The sequence below is a fragment of the Bacillus shivajii genome (genome assembly GCF_020519665.1).
GTDB lineage: Bacteria > Bacillota > Bacilli > Bacillales > Salisediminibacteriaceae > Bacillus_CA > Bacillus_CA shivajii.
The window spans coordinates 3,054,548-3,073,437 of record NZ_CP084703.1; the positions used below are offsets into that span (position 1 = coordinate 3,054,548).

The following is an 18,890-nucleotide window of genomic DNA, read 5'->3' on the forward strand; positions in this document are numbered from 1 at the left end:
TACATGAGTTTATGATTTGTTTTTGGCTGATTACATTTTTTGCGTAAATTTGCCAAAAGACGTTTGTATTCGTATTTTACCTTTTCTTTAGTCTATAATCAATAGTTTCATTTTGTTTTGAATGAGAAATGTACATATGACTATAAGGTTTTTTCTCTATTCATTTACCATCTATGAAGTATATCCAACAGTATAAGCTCGCTTATCTAACTTTATACATTTGCTCCATTTATTCTTAGGGAATTTGGAGATAAGGTTTGCCCAACTGTTAAAATAGCATCTGATCTAAGATATGATTCATGATTTTACACACACCATTTACTATGTAATGCATAAATTAGGTAGTAGAAAAAGCACTTATAAATTTACTTAAACGATGATGAAGGAGGAAAGCTTATGAGACGACGTCGACGCTGGCATAAACATTTTCGGTCTCCTCGAATAGTAAAAAGAATCATTGATGTTTTTTATCAGATTTTGCTCCCACTGATCATTTTCCAGCTCATTAGAACTTTGCTTTTGCCAACAACCTTTGACGTCATCTTACTCGCTGTCCTTGTCATCATCTATTTATCTCACACCTTCAGCTGGTTCTAGTAAAATTGTGCGGGACCAGGTCCCGCACAATTTTGTGGTAACTATTGACAAACCAATGGTTATCATACTAGAAGCTGTTCATTATGATTATTTTGGACAAGCTTTTTATCTTACATAATCATTCATTGTAGGAATTTAATTTATTTGTATGTAGCGGAAGCGTACCTGGTAGAATACTACCTGGTACGCTCGAACCCCCTCTTTCCATACCTACTAGTCATGAAAAAGGGGATGACTAAACAACAAAGTGCCAGGCACCTCCATGACAAGATAAAAGTAGGTTACGATCTATACCTTGTAAGGAGGGAGCCAAGCACGTATGAGTCATCCTCTGGATCTACTTGTTACATACCCTCTTCTGAATGAAATACACTCATCATAAAACGTCGTACACGGTTCATTGTCAAGACTTTTCGCTCTAATTGTGTCACTGCCTGAAACTCAGTTAACCCTGTATTCTTACGCTTAGAATAAGCATCAACAGTTTGATACATAGATTCTGGAAAAGCTAGATAACTCATAAGCAAGTGACGTTCTTCATCAAATAACGCAAAGTGTTTTTCGTAAAGTTGCAGCCAATGTCGACCTTCCTGCTCATCCCAAGGACGAGATTGGAAGAAATGGCGAAACAATAATACAACATCTCTTGTCGGCGTATCTAAAACTGCTTTTTCGAAATTCAGGAAGTACGATGAGCCATACTGATCAAAGCAGGTGTGCTTTCGACTAGGTCGACCATGACATAACACACTTCGAAAGCTCTTCTTCTCTTTCGCTTTCTCTAGCCAAGATGCTAAGTGTGTCTCAGCTTCTTCTGCCATATGAATGGAACGCTGAAAATGAGTTAGAAACGTTAATTCAAATGGTGATAAGTACGTTTTACCTTCAACCTCATCGGCGTAACGTTCCATTTCAATTTTTCTTCTCTCCCACCTTCTCTTTAACGCATCATAAGAGTTCTGCAAGAGGTCCTCAGAATATTCCTGACTTCGTTCGGTTAAGCCATGAAGTTTTGAGAGCTCCTCTACCATCACTTCCTCTGGATTAACAGGATGGCGGAACTCTTGATGATCTTCGTACCAAGGCATTAAATAATACGCATCATCCCCGTACCTAACAACGTAATCCCCATATTTCGTCGGTAAGACTGGTACAACATAATGAAAGCCAATTCTCTCTAAACGCCTCATGACATGAATAAACCAATCAGCTTGCTCACGTGTCATCCTCGTTTTTTTCAAACCGTAACTTCCGTATTTTGTATCGACTTTACGAACTTTTCCATATGACTCGATTTTTTCAGGATAAATATCGTATTGGAACAATACAGCCCCAAGTGGCTTTTGCTCTATATGAAGGTTCATACACTCACCTTCTCTCGAGATAAATCTGCCCATTCACTTACTAATTTTACGAGCTCACAAGTTGTATCCCATTGCCTCTTAAGTTCTTCATATGCCACTTTAAATGACTCTGGACTACCTGATTCAATTTGTTGTAAAAATAAGATGAACTCTCTTGGAGAGAGGCATTCTACTAATAAAGCCGTTCCATGAACTTTTTTCAGAGGGAAATGTTGATCAACATATTTTAAGAGCGTCCTTACAGAGTCTGGTCCATATCGCTGCAGCCACTGCAGTAAAACTAGTCGTAATGAACGATAACCTTTTTCGGGAGGAAGTGATCTATTTTCCCAGTATAACTTTTCGAAAACATTTTTTCCTTGATTTAATGAACGAATTGGCGACACAATTGGAGGTACCGGCATATCTTGTTTTTCTATAATCGTATGGGCCACATCAAGTCTCTTTGCAGCTTCCCTTTGAAGTTTTTTTAACAGAAAACGATTTTCTTTTGGAAAGTGATAACGCGAATTCAAATTGCTCCACTGACGTGCGTGTTTATTAAATGTTTCATCAGATAGTTCAACGTCAATTCCTGAAATTTTACTAGAATAGTATTTCCCAAGGAATTCACCGAAATCTTTTTCTCGCCCTTTATAAGAAAATAAGGTGGTTACTTCATCATGAATTGTAACCCACCCTGCATTTGTTAATAATACTCGTTCCCCCACCTTCGTTTGAATCATTCTATTACATAGACATTCTGTTCGTTTACTTAATTCATCTCGCCACATTAAGTGCCATCTTAATTTCTTTTCATCCGACCAAATAATGATCCGTTTCAAACCTTTTTCTGTCTCAATTAAATCCCCTTCCACTTTCCAAGAAGCTCTTTTAAAGCCATAGCTATCTTGAATATCGACTAAACTGAGCATAAGATCCCCCCTTATGATTCGGCGGAGGATGAAGCCCCTGCTGGGATATACAATATCTGCCCTTCTGAAACACGCTCTTCGTTCAATCGATTCATTCTTACGAGTTGACTAGTTGAGATGCTGTACCTTGATGCAATATCATCCAATGTTTCTCCTTCTTGAACGATGCACATCCGAAGTTTCGTGAACCCTCCATTCTCCCCTTGAGTCAGAACTTTTGTTAAATATAAGGCATTTTCTTCCCCTTCTTCATAATGCCCCTCTTCTTCTACAGCTTCTACTGTATCCTCAAATTCTTCGGTTTCGTATTCTACATCTTGTTCATAATCATGCCTTACATCTTCAGCTGACACTTCTTTAGATGGTTCCGCTTCTTTTGATGGTAACTCATCACTTTTTCCATCATACGTTTTTGTATGTTTTGACATATTTATAATCGGTTCTTGAGGTTCATTGGTTTCATCTACTTCATCATCACGGCCAGCATCATTTTCATCACTATTAGGTTCATCAATGTCTTCCTCTTCATCATAGACGTTGTAATCCTCGAAGTCATCCTCTTCCTCTGCTGTTTCTTTACTTTCAGTCCCTTCTTCCTCAGAAGTATCTTGCTTTCTTACTTCTTCAAAGTGGAAAGATCGTTCTTCTGAACTTGTTGAAGTTGGTGCTGGTGGCACCTCTTCTTCAGTGGCTGACTGATTATCAACTTTCATACCTGACACGGATACATTCGCATTCAGTTCAATGCACCCTTTACCAGGTAGTTCATAGTCAAATTCATCAACTGTGACATAAACGTCATCCAAGTTTTTGACACGTTCTTTCGGGATCGTGACATCTAGAGGGAAAGAATGACTGATCTGTCCAACTCCCTCTTCAGATAGCTTTACTTCTTCAACCGAACGAAAGGCAATTTGCTGCGATAAAATTTCAGGCTTTTCACGTTCACCGTACGAATCCTCTTCTTTTGGAGTATATTCACCAAATAAATTTAATGCACCCTTAACTGTCACATGATCTTCAGCTTCATGAATTTCAATATCTGGCTCCAATGACAACGAGAGCAGTTCGTCAATCTCTTTTCCCCGATTTAACCAGACCGCTTCTTGAATAGAAAAAGATAAGGATGACGATTGTTCATTACTCAACATCATTTCCCCCTTTATAAAAAACTAAGTTTGGTCATAACTTGCTGTGCTGCTTTGTAAACCATTTGTTACTTTGCAAAGCAGGTTGTACTTTTTCTTCACCGTCTTTGTCCAAACTCCACTACTACACGGCGATACATTACGATACAGATGTATGTGAGAAATGAAGGAATTATGCGTAATTCTTTCCGTGCAAAAAATATCATGTTTGTTTATAGTTATGAGCCTAAGAAGGAAGAAATGCCATTCATTTTTCTATGGTGGAATTTTAGAGAACTCAGCCATTGAGCTTCAAAAGATCTTTCTAATAATATCCGCTCCCTTTCTTTGTTCTTCTCCAAAGCTCCAAGTCATAAAGAGTTGTTCTTAGAACGTTCATAACAAAAGTAAAAAAACACCTGCCTATGACAGATGCTCGTTTCATTTGATGTAAGACAAAGTTTGGAACTTTTTCTTTTTTTGCGTCGTCTGTAAAGTTGTCTTTATTCCCCTTCTATTCTTGTGTAGGCAGGGTCATACTTTTCCATAAATTCAAAGTAATAAATAAGAAAACCGATTAACGTACTACCTCCAACTTGAAAAATTGTCACTTTCATCCCTTGTCCGTTTGAAAGTAGGAAGCGATCCTTCACATAGTAATTCATATAACCTACCATAAAAATTAAAATGACAAATTGAAAAAATAATAAAACAATTTGTATTGCAGCTTGTTGTGGTAACATATCGTCCCCTCCCTTTAGATGCTATACGCATTAAAGGAAGGGAAGTTTCACATAACAGAAAAAACCTCAAGTACTAAGCCTTGAGGTTTCTACAATTATACGTATTTTATTCTTCCCGAATGCGTTTAAATGCATTTTCAGCAGCTGAGATCGTTTTGTCGATATCTTCTTTGGTATGCTTTGTGGACAAGAACATCCCTTCAAATTGTGATGGAGGAATGGAAATACCTTGCTCTAACATATAGCGGAAGTATTTTTTAAACATCTCTAAATCAGATGATGCAGCTGTTTCATAGTTGACAACTTTTTCGTTCGTAAAGAAGAAGCCAACCATTGATCCTGCACGATTGATCCAGTGCGGGATTTCATATTTTTCAGCCGCTTGACGAAGACCGTCTTCTAATTGCTTTCCTAGTTGAGCAAAATGCTCGTAGCTCTCTCTTGTTAATTGATTAAGCGTTTCATATCCAGCTGTCATTGCAAGTGGGTTACCAGATAAAGTTCCTGCTTGGTAAATTGGGCCAGCTGGTGCGATTTGTTCCATAATTTCACGTTTACCACCGTATGCACCAACAGGGAGTCCTCCACCGATTACTTTACCTAAGCAAGTTAAGTCAGGTGTTACACCTAGTTCTCCTTGAGCACATTCATAACCAACTCGGAATCCAGTCATTACTTCATCGAAAATCATTAGCGAGCCATGCTCTTCTGTAATGTTACGAACATCTTGTAAGAACCCCGGCTCAGGTGGCACTACACCCATGTTACCCGCAACAGGTTCTAAAATTACTGCAGCAATGTCATCACCGAATTCTTTAAATGCTAACTTTAAGCTTTCCATATCATTGTATGGTACTGTTAATGTATTTTTCGCAACAGATTCTGGTACTCCAGGGCTATCAGGAAGACCAAGAGTTGCCACACCTGAACCTGCTTTAATTAATAACGAATCCCCGTGACCGTGATAACACCCTTCGAACTTTACAATTTTGTTTTTGCCCGTGTAACCACGTGCTAATCGCAGTGCACTCATCGTAGCTTCTGTTCCTGAGTTTACCATACGGACAACTTCAATTGATGGTACACGATCGATTACAAGTTCTGCTAGTGTTGTTTCCATCTCTGCAGGGGCACCAAAGCTTGTCCCTTTTTCTGTCATCTCTTTTAAAGAACTGACGACTTGTTCATCCGCATGACCTAAAATTAATGGTCCCCACGAAAGAACATAATCGATATATTCATTCCCATCGATATCCCAAATGTGTGCGCCTTCTCCACGCTCCATGTAAACAGGGTCCATATTTACTGATTTAAATGCTCGTACTGGACTGTTTACACCACCTGGCATCACTTCTTTTGCTTTTTTAAATGCTTCTTGTGATTTATTCCAATTCATGAGAAAAGCCCCTTTCTCTTTATTTTTCTTCTAGCCACTTTGCAACATCTTTTGCAAAGTACGTTAAAATAAGGTCAGCGCCTGCACGCTTCATGCTCGTTAACTTTTCTAATACAACTTCTTTTTCATTAATCCATCCGTTTTGAGCAGCACCTTTAATCATTGAATACTCTCCACTTACATTGTAGGCAACGATAGGATAAGGATGACGTTCTTTTACATCCCTGATGATATCTAAATAAGATAATGCTGGTTTTACGATTAAGAAATCAGCGCCTTCATCAACGTCTGATTGTGCTTCTCGAAGTGCTTCAAGTCGATTAGCTGGATCCATTTGATACGTTTTTCTATCTCCAGATTTCGGTGAACTATGTGCTGCATCACGGAATGGTCCGTAAAATGCTGAAGCGTATTTCACCGCATAGCTCATGATTGGGATGTTTTCAAAACCAGCTTCATCAAGCCCTTGACGAATAGCTGCAACAAACCCGTCCATCATATTTGATGGCGCGATGATGTCTGCCCCTGCTTCGGCTTGGGATACAGCTGTTTTTGCAAGTAATGATAAGGATTCATCATTTATAATTTCACCATCATGTACGACACCGCAATGTCCGTGGTCTGTAAATTGACATAAGCACGTATCAGCTATCACTGTTAACTCAGGGTGTTTCTCTTTAATTTGTCTCGTTGCTTGCTGAACAATCCCATTATGGTCATAAGCAGATGAACCGACTTCATCCTTTTCTGCTGGAACACCGAATAAAATGATCGATTCAATTCCTAACCTTACTACGTCATTAACTTCATCCTCTAGTCTGTCCAACGACCATTGGTAAACACCTGGCATAGACGGAACTTCATTTTTTATATTCGTTCCTTCTTTAACAAAAATCGGATAAATGAAGTCTTCCTTATGCAAATACGTTTCGCGAACGATCTTTCGCATACTTGCTGTTCGTCTAAGACGACGGTGACGTCTAAATTGTTGTTCATTCATTCTCTCTTCCTCCAATCCTTTCCTCAAACTTTTTATGTATGTCATTATTAATAAGTTCAATTACTTTTTATATCATTCTCTATAATTGTATCTATTAAGCCTTCAATTGTATATGTTTCAGGGACGATCATCTTTTGTATACCATGCTTTTTCAACTCATTTGCAGTGACGGTCCCTATGACAGCAAAAATCAGCTTGTTAACTAACTGGGACTTGATCTCATTGTCCACTAAGGAAAAGAACGCCCTTACAGTTGATGGACTCGTGAAAATCACGATATCCGCTAAACCACTTTTTAAAAATTGGTTTAATTGATCTTGCACAGCTTCATTTATAGACGTTTCATAGATGATCAATTCGTCTACATCTACATTTGCTTGTTGCAGTTCATAGACGATCACATTTCGTGCTAAGTTCCCTCGAGGAAAGAGTAATTTCTCTCCTTCATTTACTTCTTTTATTAAAGCTTCAGCCAAATGTTCGGCATCGTATGTATGCGGAACGACTGTCGCATCCAAACCTTCTTTTTTTAAGAACTGCTCTGTTTTCTTTCCAACTACAGCAATTTTTTTATTTTGCAGGAGGTGTTTGTCAACCGACTGTTCCTCTAACGCTTTCATTGTATAACGAATGCTATTTACACTCGTGAAAATAATCCAGTCATATTGAGCAAAGTACCTGAACGCTTTGTTTACATGCTCCGTATTTAGCGTAGGATCGATCTTAATTAGAGGGATTTCAAGGGCATGCCCTCCGAAACGTTCAATTGCTTTTGTAAGCGCGTTTGCTTGGTGGGCTGCCCTCGTATTTACCACTGTTAAACCTTGGAGTGACGTCATCGACAAATCAACTCCTTTACGATTTCTATTATTGATCTAGTTCTTCTTTCACTTTGTCTAGAACTTCTTTGGCACCTTCATTTAACATTTTTTCTGCTACTTCTTTTCCAATAGCTACTGGATCCTTACCAACTATTGTTTCACGGAACACCTTCTCTCCGTCTGGAGAAGCAACAAGTGCTGTTAATGAAATGTTTCCATCCTCCTGAAGAGTTGCAAAACCTCCAATTGGAACTTGGCATCCCCCTTCAACAGTATGAAGGAACGCACGTTCAGCAGCTACTGTTTTTTCAGTTGTTTCATCATTAATTTTCGCAAGTAAATCAACAATCTCTTTGTCATCTTCACGACATTCAATTCCTAATGCACCTTGCCCTACAGCCGGTAGACAAATTTCAGGATCTAAAAATTCAGTAACAATATCTTTCGTCCAGCCTACTCGTTCTAAACCAGCTGCTGCTAAAATAATTGCATCATAATCTTCTTCACGGCATTTTTTCAAACGCGTGTCAATGTTCCCACGAATCCATTTAATTTCAAGGTCAGGACGCTTTGTAAGAACTTGAGCACCTCGACGTAAGCTACTTGTTCCAACGACAGACCCAGCTGGTAGATCCATTAGCCCTTCCCCGCTGTTTGAAATGAATGCATCTCGTGGGTCTACTCTCTCTGGTACAGCCCCTACTGTTAACCCTTCTGCTATTTCAGCCGGTAAGTCCTTCATACTATGCACAGCCATGTCGATTTCTTTATCATACATTGCTTGCTCAATTTCTTTAACGAAAAGACCTTTACCTCCAACTTTTGAAAGCGTAACGTCTAAAATTTTATCACCTTTTGTAACAATTTCTTTAATTTCAAATTCATAGCCAAGGTCAAGAGCTTTCAATTGCTCAATTACCCATTTCGTTTGCGTCATTGCTAAGTTACTTCTTCTTGAACCGATCACAATTTTTCTCATAATAACCTCCAGCATTTAATCAATGTACCTTATTGCCGTTTCGGCCTTTTCTCAGTTTACCATAAATGAAAATCTGAGTAGGCACTAGACAGGAAATAGTTTATCAGTAAGACAAGAAAGGCACCGATATTTAGTAGCGCTAAACTATAGCCCCTTTGTTGTTTGACAGCTCTTTGGAATAGGTAGATCCCATATACGGTTAATACAATAAAAGAACTAATTACTTTTAAGTCTAGCCAAGGAATCATTTCAAATTTCACCCAAGCCCAAACGATCCCTAAAATTAACCCTAAAAGCATAAGCGGAAATCCAACGACTGTAAAAACAAATGAAAACCTCTCTAGCGTTGATAAGTTCCCAATACGTCCCATTCGTTTGCCCCATTTTTTTCTTTTAAGCATATGATGCTGTAAAAAATATAAAAAAGAAAAAGCAAATGATAACGTGAAAGTCCCGTAGGACAACAATAATAATGTAACATGTATTACTAACAGTTCTAAAATTAATAGCTCATTAAGCTTTGGTGATACATCTCCCGCAGGTGCAAAAACACTGATTGTCATAACCGCAAACCCGACAAGATTGACAAAAAATATAAGAAAATCAACTCGTTTTAAGCGGTAAATAATCAAGGAAAATGTTACCAATATCCATGCATATAGAAACATTCCCTCAAATATTGTCATTAGAGGGATTCTGCCATATTCCATCGTTCTTACTATAAAAAATAACGTTTGTAAAACCCAGACAATAGAAAGCAACCAGAAGGCAATTCGATTAACCTTCTGGTTGTGTTGAATAAAATCAATAAAATATCCTAGTAAACTCAAGGAGTAAAAAACGATAATCAACATATATAAAATGTTTAATAACATTTATCGATCCCCTCTCTATATAGAGCGGGCAACAGCCTCATTTTGACAAGCTAATTTTGCTTTTCGCTTTTCAACATTCCACTTGCGTTCTGCTTTATTAATTTGGATTTCGCATTGTGGAAGCTGTTCTTGCTCTTTTAATTCGTTTTCCAATGCGAAAACTTTCATAATGAATTGTAGTAGTTCTTCAGAGTTTTCTTCCTCTGGTAGCTCTTTTACAGCAGAAATTGGGTCACGTAACAGCTGATTAACAATACTCTTCATATGCTTACGAATAACTTTCTTCTCTCGATCAGATAAATGTGAAAGCTTTCGTTCTAAGCTTTCCATTGTCTGTGATTGTACTGATAACGCTTTACCACGAAGAGCTGTAATAACAGGAACTACCCCTAATGTATCAAGCCAATGACTAAAGTCAACAAGCTCTTCTTCAATCATCAATTCGATTTTTTCTGCTTCTTGTTTACGCTCTTCTAAATTCTGAGCTACAATTCCTTGTAAATCGTCAATATCATATAAATATACGTTTTCAATATCCTCTAGTTCAGGATCTAAATCTCTCGGCACTGCGATGTCTACTAAAAATAACGGACGGCCTTTTCTTTTTTTCACTAGCTTTTCGACCGTTTCTTTTGTAACAACGTATTCTTTTGATCCTGTCGAACTTATCAAAATATCCGTTTCTTGCAGTGAGTCTACCATTGAACTCATGCTGCTTGCACGGCCTTGAAACTTATTTGCTAATTCTTCTGCTCGCTCAATTGTACGGTTCATTACCGTAATGTCATTAATTCCATTTGCACTCAAATGCTTGGCAGTCAGCTCACTCATCTTCCCTGCGCCCATAATAAGCACTTTTTTATCAGAAAAGTCTCCGAAGATCTTCTTTCCTAGTTCTACTGCTGCATAGCTAACAGAAACAGCATTTTCACCAATCGCTGTCTCAGAATGAGCACGCTTTGCTAATGTAACGGCTTGCTTAAATAAATGATTAAAAATTGTTCCAGTTGTACCTTCTTGTTGCGCATGATTAAAGCCGTCACGTACTTGACCTAGAATTTGAGTCTCACCTAAAACCATGCTGTCTAATCCACAAGAAACTCGGAATAGATGCTCAATTGCATGCTCGTCCTCGCGAATTTGAAGGTATGGTGTGAACTCTTCTTTTGAAATATCAAACCAATCAGATAAAAATGCTTTTGTATAATAACGACCTGTATGAAGCTGATCAGCTACCACGTAAATCTCTGTACGGTTACAAGTCGAAACAATCACACATTCGAGAATGCTCTTTGATTGGCGAAGCTTTATCAAAGCACGATCCAAATCCTCTTGAAACGTAAATTTTTCTCGTATTTCAACTGGAGTTGTTTTATAATTCAAACTGACAACAAGGATGTGCATGCTTTCACCCCCAGAAATTAAAAACCGACTGTATTTTACATCTTTTTTTAAAAAAAGACAAGATTATTGCTCAAAAATCAATTAACACGTTTACTCCGTTTTATATTATAACATCTCTTATCATTTTGGACATGATAAAGGTTTGAATAAACTGTGAAATCTTTTACGAAATGTTTATGTAAATGATAGAGAAATCCATCTATTTGTATATTGTATCCGTGAAGAGATTTCTTAATCATTTTTGTTAAATTTATGTAATATTAATAAAGGAGTGGAATATTTTGCGACGTAATAATTTTCTTCCTGGAATTATCCTTATTAGTACCGGCCTTTACTTTCTATTAAAGCAGTTCGATATAACACTGCCATACGCTAATGTGATCTTCACATGGCCTTCGATCCTTGTTTTTATCGGTCTAGTCATGGCTTTTCAAGGCTTTTCAAATCGTGATGATAGTAAAATGTTTACGGGGGCTACATTACTAGGGCTTGGCGTATTATTTCATGGTGTCCACACATATGGAACATGGGGATACCATTGGGGTTATTTTACACTAATTGTAGCGATTGCTTTTTTAATGAAATATTTTGTGAATAAACGTGATGGATTGACGCCAGCAATGATATTATTTGCGATTACTGCCTTTGCTTTATTTTCAAGTGAAGTCTCTGAGTGGATTCGAACATTTGCAGGTGGCTTTGAATCCTTGTGGCCCGTTTTACTTATCGCCATTGGAGTTTATCTATTGTTTTTTAGAAAGAAATAACGAATTCCTCACAAAACGAAGGGGTTGACTAAACGTATTCATTAGTCAACCTCCCTTTCTTAGTTCCCCCTCAAAATTATCTAGAAAGTTTCTTAACGTGCAAAATAAAAAAAGCATTCCTAGAAAAAATCTAGAAATGCTTTTAGTAGTTATGCATGCTTCTTGTCAGAACGTTCCGTCACATATTGTTTCGTTACATGAATATTTGAATGACCAGCAAGCTGTTGAACGATGGATAAGTCCATTCCTTTTCGAATAAGGTCATAACAAAAAGTGTGCCTTAAAATATGAGGATGGACACCATACTGTTGCAATGTGTGCTGAACGGTCCGAGGTGAGATCCTCTTTTGATAGTTTGATAAAAAAAGTGCTTCTTCATTGTCACTTCTTGATTTTAAATAGTCATTAATATAGGAGACAACAGTTTTAGATAGAAGCATTGTTCGCTCCATTTTCTTACGAGTACTACTAACTGTTAGTTGCCCTGTTTGATTTTTTTCATTGATTTTAATATCTGTTATATTTAATGCACATAGTTCTGAGACACGGATACCAGTACTTAGTAAAAGTTGGACAATCGCAACATTTCTTTTATTTCCATCTGCAATAATATTTTTCAGTAATTGATCCTTCTCATCAGCCGATAAACAATCTGGCGGAAGTTGATTCTTACTTTCTTCATGATATTGAACATCTTTAACGAGATGCGTATGCCCTAATGATTTGGCAAACGTATGAAGTGTATTCAATACTTTTTTAATTGTAGATGGGCTTCTCTGTTTCGTTTGTAAGTAATCTAGGTATTGCTGAACATCTTGCTTTTCTAGGCCCTTAACAGACTTCCCTTCAGCTTCAAGCCAGCAAAAATAGGATTGAATAACCCCACAGTACGTTTTAATCGTGTTTTCAGATCTACCTATTTCAGCGAGATAGTTTTCAAAAGAATTCAAGATATGTGATGAGTCAGCATATTGTTTTTTCAAAACTATCTCCCCCTTATTACTTTAATTATAACGTTTTCTTGCATAGTAAGTCAAATTCTACGCAACAAACTTTTGTTATGATTCGATCCTAAGAGTAATTCTTCAACCCTCTAAAGCTCGTAAATTGGATATACGTGACCATTGTGCAAAACAAAGTTTAAAAAAAGAATAGAGATATTTCACTAAACACTTCATTCCCTCTATTAGATCAAAATTTATAAAACTTTACTTAAAAATTCCTTCGTACGTTCTTCCTGTGGATTTTCAAACACATCAACAGATGCACCATATTCAACGATTATGCCGTCATGCATATATGCAGTATAATCAGCGACTTCTTTTGCAAATCCCATTTCATGGGTAACGACAACCATCGTCATTCCTTCTGAAGCAAGATCTTTCATCGTTTCAAGTACTTCACCAACAAGTTCCGGATCAAGGGCTGACGTAGGTTCATCAAACAACATAATTTCAGGCTTCATCGCTAGAGCCCTAGCAATGGCTACTCGTTGTTTTTGTCCTCCAGACAATTTCGAAGGGTAAACATCATATTTATCACTTAGGCCAACTTTATCTAGTAATTGTTTTCCCTCTTCTATGGCAACCTTTTTAGCTAGTTTCTTCACCATGATCGGAGCTTCTATGACATTTTCTAGCACTGTTTTATGAGGGAACAAATTAAAATGTTGAAAAACCATCCCTACTTTTTGCCGAACTTTATTTAAATCATTGTTCTTTGGATCAATTTCTTCGCCTGCAAAAATTACTTTCCCATTATCTTTAATTTCCAAGAAATTTAGACATCGTAGTAAAGTACTTTTTCCTGAACCACTCGCACCAATAAGACAGACAACATCACTTTCATTTACTGTCAAATCGACATCTTTCAATACATGTAGGTCACCAAAAGATTTATTCAATTTCTCCACTCGAATCATTTCACTCATACATATGTCCTCCTATTTTTCACTAACAGCTAGACGTTCTTCAACCTTATTAACGATTAACGTTAAAATCATAACTAAGGCTAAATAATATAATGCTACGATAATATATGTCTCCATCGTATTCAAAGTACCTGCAGCTATATTTTGCGCTGTCCGAAATAGTTCAGGCATTGCCACAAACGCACCTAATGATGAATCTTTTAAGGCAATAATAAATTGATTCCCTAATGGAGGAACTGCTCTACGACTAGCTTGTGGCATAATGATTCGACGCATTGACAAGCCATAATTCATGCCTAGTGAACGTCCTGCTTCCATTTGTCCATTATCAATTGATTGAATGGCTCCCCGGAATATCTCTGCAATATATGCTGAGTTATGTACGGCTAATGCAAAAGCCACCGCCCAAAAGTCGGATAATTGAAATCCCCCTGATAACCCAAAGTATAATACGAAGATTTGAACGATCAACGGCGTTCCACGAATAACTGTTATGTAAATATTCGCAACCCAATTAAAAGGTTTGATCGTTGATAGTTTTAAAAGTGCTACAACTAGTCCAATACCAGTACCAATAATAACCGCCGCAACTGTCAGCCGTAAAGTTAACCAAGCTGCTTCAAAAAAGAATGGCCATGTTCGTAATAATTCACTATAAAATGTATTAAAATCAAAAATTCCGCCTATAACCAACGATTTCACCTCTTGTATAAAGAACGAATGTGCACATGTAAAGTGCACATTCAGCTCTTAATGATTGTAAAAATTACTTCGTTTATTCTTGACTAATGTCTTCATTAAAGTAGTGCTCACTAATTTCTAAATATGAGCCGTTATCTTTGATTGCTTGTAAAGCTTCATTAATCGCTTCTAGTAAATCTTCATTCCCCTTTTTCACTGCAATTCCCATATAATCTGTATCAATTAACTCGCCGGCCATTTCAAGATTAAGGTCTTGCTCTTCAATATTAATAAGTCCTACAAGACGGTCTGTAACAACGGCATCATGGCGGCCTTCTGCAAGCGCTTGTAACGCGATAACATCAGAGTCATATGTCGATACATCCGTAGTGTAGTCTTGAATCATGTCTTCATACGTAGTTGCCAAAGCCACGGCAACATTCGTGTCTTCATCTACATCTTCTATTGAAGTTAAGTCACTATCTGGACGAACATACAACTGTGCACCAGAGATATAATAAGGGTCAGAGAAATCTACAGACTCTTTTCGTTCTTCTGTAATTCCCATACTACCTATGATTGCATCGTAACGATCATCTTGAAGGCCAGGAATAATTCCAGAAAATGATATTTGGTATGGTTCTCCTTCAACACCTAGTTCTTCAGCAATCGCCTTTCCGATATCTACATCAAAACCAGTTAGTTCGTTATTTTCATCGACATAACTAAAAGGGCGATATTCACCTGACAATGCATAGACAAACTTTCCTGCGTCTATAAATAGAGATTCCCCGTCTTCTCCTGAACTAGCATCTTCATCACTTTCACCACAAGCTGTTAAAAGTAAAGTTGCTCCTAAAGTTATAGGTAGAGCTCTTTTCCATAATCTATTCATCTTTTTATATTCCCCCTTATTATATTTGACTCTTAAGTAGAGTTTTTTCAAAATAACAAATTTCAAAGTAGAATTCTAATAGTATGAATATTGGGAATAATTCAGGTATTTCTATATTATTAATAGATCAAAAATTAAACAAAGTCGTCATATAACATTTTTATGCTATAGATAATAACTTATCACTTAATACGGACTAAAATATTCTAAACATATAATCTCTCGGTTATACTATCTTATTCTAGCTAATAAATGAGATCCCTTCATCAAATTGCATATATATATAACAAATATAGTTGTTATTTGATATGACATCATCATCAAGATTGATATTTTAGTCAGTTTTGTACCGAAATGGTGACATTCGTGATAAATAAAAATATCCTTCACAGAAGCTCACGCTCCATGTGAAGGATAAAATTATGAGAATAAAAGACGCTCCATTTCTTTCCACGCTTTATCTTTTCCATGTCCAGTTTCAGACGAGAAAAGGATGATCGTGTCAGATGGATCCATCTCTAATTCTTCTCTTATAATTTTTTTATGCTTTTCCCACTTACTTTTCCCAATTTTATCTGCCTTTGTTGCAACGACAATAACAGGGTGCTCGTGGTACTTAAGCCATTCGTACATCATGACGTCGTCGGCAGTTGGCTTGTGACGAACATCAATCAGTTGAACAACACCTTTAAGCTGTTCTCGTTCCTGAAAATATTGCTCCATGACACGTCCCCATGCTTCACGTTCTGCTTTCGAAACTTTCGCATAGCCGTACCCAGGTACATCAACAAAATGAAGCCGATCATTGATATTGTAAAAATTGAGAGTCTGGGTTTTTCCTGGACGCTGTGATGTTCTTGCTAGACCTTTGCGATTTAAAACAGTATTAATAAACGATGACTTTCCGACATTGGAACGTCCAGAAAGGGCCACCTCTGGAAAGGGCCCTTCCGGAAACTGATGACCTTTTGCTGCACTAATGACTATTTCTGCTTTCGTTACTTTCATTTCTTTTTCCCCACTAACGCTTGATTTAATACTTCATCTAAATGTGTAACAGGAATGAAAGTTAAATCTTTACGTACACTTTCAGGAATATCTTCTAAGTCCTTTTCATTATCTTTTGGCATAATTATATGCGTAAGACCTGCGCGATGAGCGCTCATTGATTTTTCCTTCAAACCACCGATTGGTAAAACTCGGCCACGTAATGTAATTTCACCTGTCATACCAACTTCTTTTTTAACCGCTCGTCCGGTGAGGGCAGAAATTAGCGCTGTTGCCATTGTAATCCCAGCAGATGGCCCATCTTTCGGAACAGCTCCTTCAGGAACGTGAATATGAATATCATTTTTCTCATTAAAATCTGGATCGATGGAAAGTTCTTCTGATTTTGAACGAATATAACTAAATGCTGCATGAGCAGATTCTTTCATTACATCGCCAAGTTTTCCTGTTAAAGTTAACTTTCCTTTCCCCGGAGATAAAGACACTTCGATCGTAAGTGTGTCTCCTCCACCTGTTGTATAAGCTAAGCCTGTTGCTGCACCGATTTGGTCTTCTCTTTCTGCCTTCCCGTAACGGAATTTCGGTTTACCAAGAAGTGACTCTACAGTGTTTTCTGTAACGACAACGCGCTTTTTCTCACCTGATACAATCATCTTCGCTGCTTTTCGGCATACCGTTGCCATTTGACGTTCCAAGCTACGGACTCCCGCTTCACGAGTGTAATACCGGACAATTTTTAAAATAGCGTCTTCTTTTACTTGAAGCTTTCCTTTTGTTAGACCGTGATCTTTTACTTGTTTTGGTAACAAATATTCCTTTGCGATTTGGAGTTTTTCAATTTCTGTGTAACCTGCAATGTGGATCACTTCCATACGATCCATTAATGGTGCAGGGATAGCTCCAATATTATTTGCTGTTGTGACAAACATTGTTTTCGAAAGATCATACGGCTCTTCGATGAAGTGATCACTAAAGCTATTGTTTTGCTCAGGGTCGAGCACTTCAAGCATAGCTGAGGACGGATCACCTCTAAAGTCACTAGCCATTTTATCAATTTCATCAAGTAAGAATACAGGGTTTACCGAACCTGCTTTTTTCATCCCTTGAATGATTCGCCCTGGCATCGCTCCAACATATGTGCGTCGGTGTCCACGAATTTCAGCTTCATCACGAACACCACCAAGTGAAATTCGTACAAAGTTTCTTCCTAATGAACGCGCGATCGAACGAGCTAGAGATGTTTTACCTACTCCTGGAGGTCCTGCAAGACATAGGATCGGTCCTTTTAATTCATTTGTTAACTGCTGTACAGCTAAATATTCTAATACGCGTTCTTTCACTTTTTCAAGTCCATAATGGTCTTCATCTAACACTTGTTGGGAACGGTGAATATCAAGCAGGTCTTCAGTTTCATTTGTCCAAGGAATTTGAACGAGCCATTCAATATAGTTTCTAATCACTGAGCTTTCTGCAGAGCTTGAAGGAACCTTATCAAACCTTTTTAGTTCTTTTAATGCTTTTTCTTCAATTGCTTCAGGCATGTTCGCTGCTTCTATTTTTTCACGAAGTTCAGCAAGTTCACCTTCTTTTCCTTCTTTTTCTCCTAGCTCTTTTTGAATCGCCTTCATTTGTTCACGTAAGTAATATTCTTTTTGTGTTTTTTCCATCGATTTTTTAACGCGTTGGCCAATTTTCTTCTCAAGGCCTAACACTTCTTTTTCATTACTTAATATGCGTAAAATTTTCTGAAGACGCTCTTCTAAATCAATTGTTTCTAGTATATCTTGTTTTTGAGCAACTTTTAATGGCAAGTGTGACGCAATAATATCTGCTAACCGACCAGGCTCAATAATATCTGAAACTGAAGCAAGGGTTTCTTGCGAGATCTTTTTTGAAAGCTGAATATATTGTTCAAACTGCTCTAATACGTTACGCATGAGCGCTTGTTCTTCAACCGTTGCTTCTTGCCGCTCTTCTAGCAACTCAACATTTACTTCGAAAAAGTTATCATGTTCAATAAATTCTTGAACATTTCCACGTTGAATTCCTTCGACGAGAACTCGAATTGTCCCATTTGGAAGCTTTAGCATTTGATTTACTTTCGCTAATGTTCCAACTTTATATACATCCTCTTCATCTGGTTCATCGACTGAAATTTCTTTTTGTGTCGCCAAAAAGATTTCATGCTCGTCAACCATTGCCTGCTCTAATGCTTCAACGGATTTATCCCGTCCAACATCTAAATGAAGCACCATTGTTGGATAAACGAGTAAGCCTCTTAACGGCAACAACGGAAGCTTTTTTTGAGTATTTTCACTCATATGTACTACACCTCCACATTCACTGTAAACACTTCTCACCTTTTATTGATGATAAAGATTCGATCATT

18 protein-coding genes and 1 other annotated feature (1 of these 19 cut by a window edge) are annotated in these 18,890 nt (G+C 37.5%); of the genes, 2 read left to right on the forward strand and 16 right to left on the reverse strand.

From position 1 onward, the window contains the following. Window positions 1-2: a binding site (T-box leader), on the reverse strand (it extends 317 nt beyond the left edge of the window). A 394-nt stretch (window positions 3-396) separates the two neighbouring features. Continuing rightward, window positions 397-597, forward strand: coding sequence for a hypothetical protein (locus tag LGQ02_RS14870; RefSeq protein ID WP_226515134.1), 201 nt, complete (start codon window positions 397-399; stop codon window positions 595-597). A gap of 344 nt (window positions 598-941) precedes the next feature. Here LGQ02_RS14870 and ysxE read toward each other — a convergent pair whose 3' ends face one another. From ysxE to hemA, 10 genes are all read right to left on the reverse strand, one after another. After that, window positions 942-1,961: a spore coat protein YsxE gene (gene ysxE / locus LGQ02_RS14875; RefSeq protein WP_226515135.1), complete on the reverse strand. Its 1,020-nt coding sequence runs from the start codon at window positions 1,959-1,961 to the stop codon at window positions 942-944. Then, on the reverse strand, window positions 1,958-2,875 hold the full coding sequence (locus LGQ02_RS14880; protein WP_226515136.1) for a hypothetical protein: 918 nt from the start codon (window positions 2,873-2,875) through the stop codon (window positions 1,958-1,960). The genes ysxE and LGQ02_RS14880 overlap by 4 nt, the downstream gene beginning before the upstream one ends. Before the next feature lie 11 nt (window positions 2,876-2,886). Next, window positions 2,887-4,023, reverse strand: coding sequence for a stage VI sporulation protein D (spoVID, locus tag LGQ02_RS14885; RefSeq protein WP_226515137.1), 1,137 nt, complete (start codon window positions 4,021-4,023; stop codon window positions 2,887-2,889). Window positions 4,024-4,505: 482 nt separating this feature from the next. Next, window positions 4,506-4,745, reverse strand: coding sequence for a hypothetical protein (locus LGQ02_RS14890; RefSeq protein ID WP_226515138.1), 240 nt, complete (start codon window positions 4,743-4,745; stop codon window positions 4,506-4,508). 106 nt (window positions 4,746-4,851) lie between these two features. Then, on the reverse strand, window positions 4,852-6,141 hold the full coding sequence (gene hemL / locus LGQ02_RS14895; RefSeq protein ID WP_226515139.1) for a glutamate-1-semialdehyde 2,1-aminomutase: 1,290 nt from the start codon (window positions 6,139-6,141) through the stop codon (window positions 4,852-4,854). A 19-nt stretch (window positions 6,142-6,160) separates the two neighbouring features. After that, on the reverse strand, window positions 6,161-7,141 hold the full coding sequence (gene hemB / locus LGQ02_RS14900) for a porphobilinogen synthase (protein WP_226515140.1): 981 nt from the start codon (window positions 7,139-7,141) through the stop codon (window positions 6,161-6,163). Window positions 7,142-7,197: 56 nt separating this feature from the next. Next, complete coding sequence (locus tag LGQ02_RS14905) at window positions 7,198-7,980, reverse strand: uroporphyrinogen-III synthase (protein WP_226515141.1); 783 nt, start codon at window positions 7,978-7,980, stop codon at window positions 7,198-7,200. Between the two features lie 28 nt (window positions 7,981-8,008). Next, window positions 8,009-8,941 carry a hydroxymethylbilane synthase gene (hemC, locus tag LGQ02_RS14910; protein ID WP_226515142.1) on the reverse strand — a complete coding sequence of 311 codons (933 nt, stop codon included), beginning with the start codon at window positions 8,939-8,941 and terminating at the stop codon, window positions 8,009-8,011. A 56-nt stretch (window positions 8,942-8,997) separates the two neighbouring features. Beyond that, on the reverse strand, window positions 8,998-9,816 hold the full coding sequence (locus LGQ02_RS14915; RefSeq protein ID WP_226515143.1) for a cytochrome C assembly family protein: 819 nt from the start codon (window positions 9,814-9,816) through the stop codon (window positions 8,998-9,000). Window positions 9,817-9,831: 15 nt separating this feature from the next. Further along, on the reverse strand, window positions 9,832-11,220 hold the full coding sequence (hemA, locus tag LGQ02_RS14920; protein ID WP_226515144.1) for a glutamyl-tRNA reductase: 1,389 nt from the start codon (window positions 11,218-11,220) through the stop codon (window positions 9,832-9,834). Between the two features lie 281 nt (window positions 11,221-11,501). Between hemA and LGQ02_RS14925 the strand changes: the two genes are divergently transcribed. Beyond that, window positions 11,502-11,987 carry a LiaF transmembrane domain-containing protein gene (locus tag LGQ02_RS14925; protein ID WP_226515145.1) on the forward strand — a complete coding sequence of 162 codons (486 nt, stop codon included), beginning with the start codon at window positions 11,502-11,504 and terminating at the stop codon, window positions 11,985-11,987. A gap of 149 nt (window positions 11,988-12,136) precedes the next feature. On the opposite strand, the gene LGQ02_RS14930 is transcribed toward LGQ02_RS14925, so the two are convergent. From LGQ02_RS14930 to lon, 6 genes are all read right to left on the reverse strand, one after another. Beyond that, window positions 12,137-12,970, reverse strand: a complete 834-nt coding sequence (locus LGQ02_RS14930; protein WP_226515146.1) for a tyrosine-type recombinase/integrase — start codon at window positions 12,968-12,970, stop codon at window positions 12,137-12,139. Window positions 12,971-13,185: 215 nt separating this feature from the next. Then, window positions 13,186-13,908, reverse strand: coding sequence for an amino acid ABC transporter ATP-binding protein (locus tag LGQ02_RS14935; protein WP_226518335.1), 723 nt, complete (start codon window positions 13,906-13,908; stop codon window positions 13,186-13,188). Between the two features lie 21 nt (window positions 13,909-13,929). Then, window positions 13,930-14,595 carry an amino acid ABC transporter permease gene (locus LGQ02_RS14940; RefSeq protein WP_226518336.1) on the reverse strand — a complete coding sequence of 222 codons (666 nt, stop codon included), beginning with the start codon at window positions 14,593-14,595 and terminating at the stop codon, window positions 13,930-13,932. Between the two features lie 97 nt (window positions 14,596-14,692). Beyond that, complete coding sequence (locus tag LGQ02_RS14945) at window positions 14,693-15,493, reverse strand: transporter substrate-binding domain-containing protein (protein WP_226515147.1); 801 nt, start codon at window positions 15,491-15,493, stop codon at window positions 14,693-14,695. 420 nt (window positions 15,494-15,913) lie between these two features. Then, window positions 15,914-16,501: a ribosome biogenesis GTP-binding protein YihA/YsxC gene (gene yihA, locus LGQ02_RS14950; RefSeq protein ID WP_226515148.1), complete on the reverse strand. Its 588-nt coding sequence runs from the start codon at window positions 16,499-16,501 to the stop codon at window positions 15,914-15,916. Continuing rightward, window positions 16,498-18,822: an endopeptidase La gene (lon, locus tag LGQ02_RS14955; RefSeq protein ID WP_226515149.1), complete on the reverse strand. Its 2,325-nt coding sequence runs from the start codon at window positions 18,820-18,822 to the stop codon at window positions 16,498-16,500. The genes yihA and lon overlap by 4 nt, the downstream gene beginning before the upstream one ends. Window positions 18,823-18,890 lie beyond the last annotated feature (68 nt).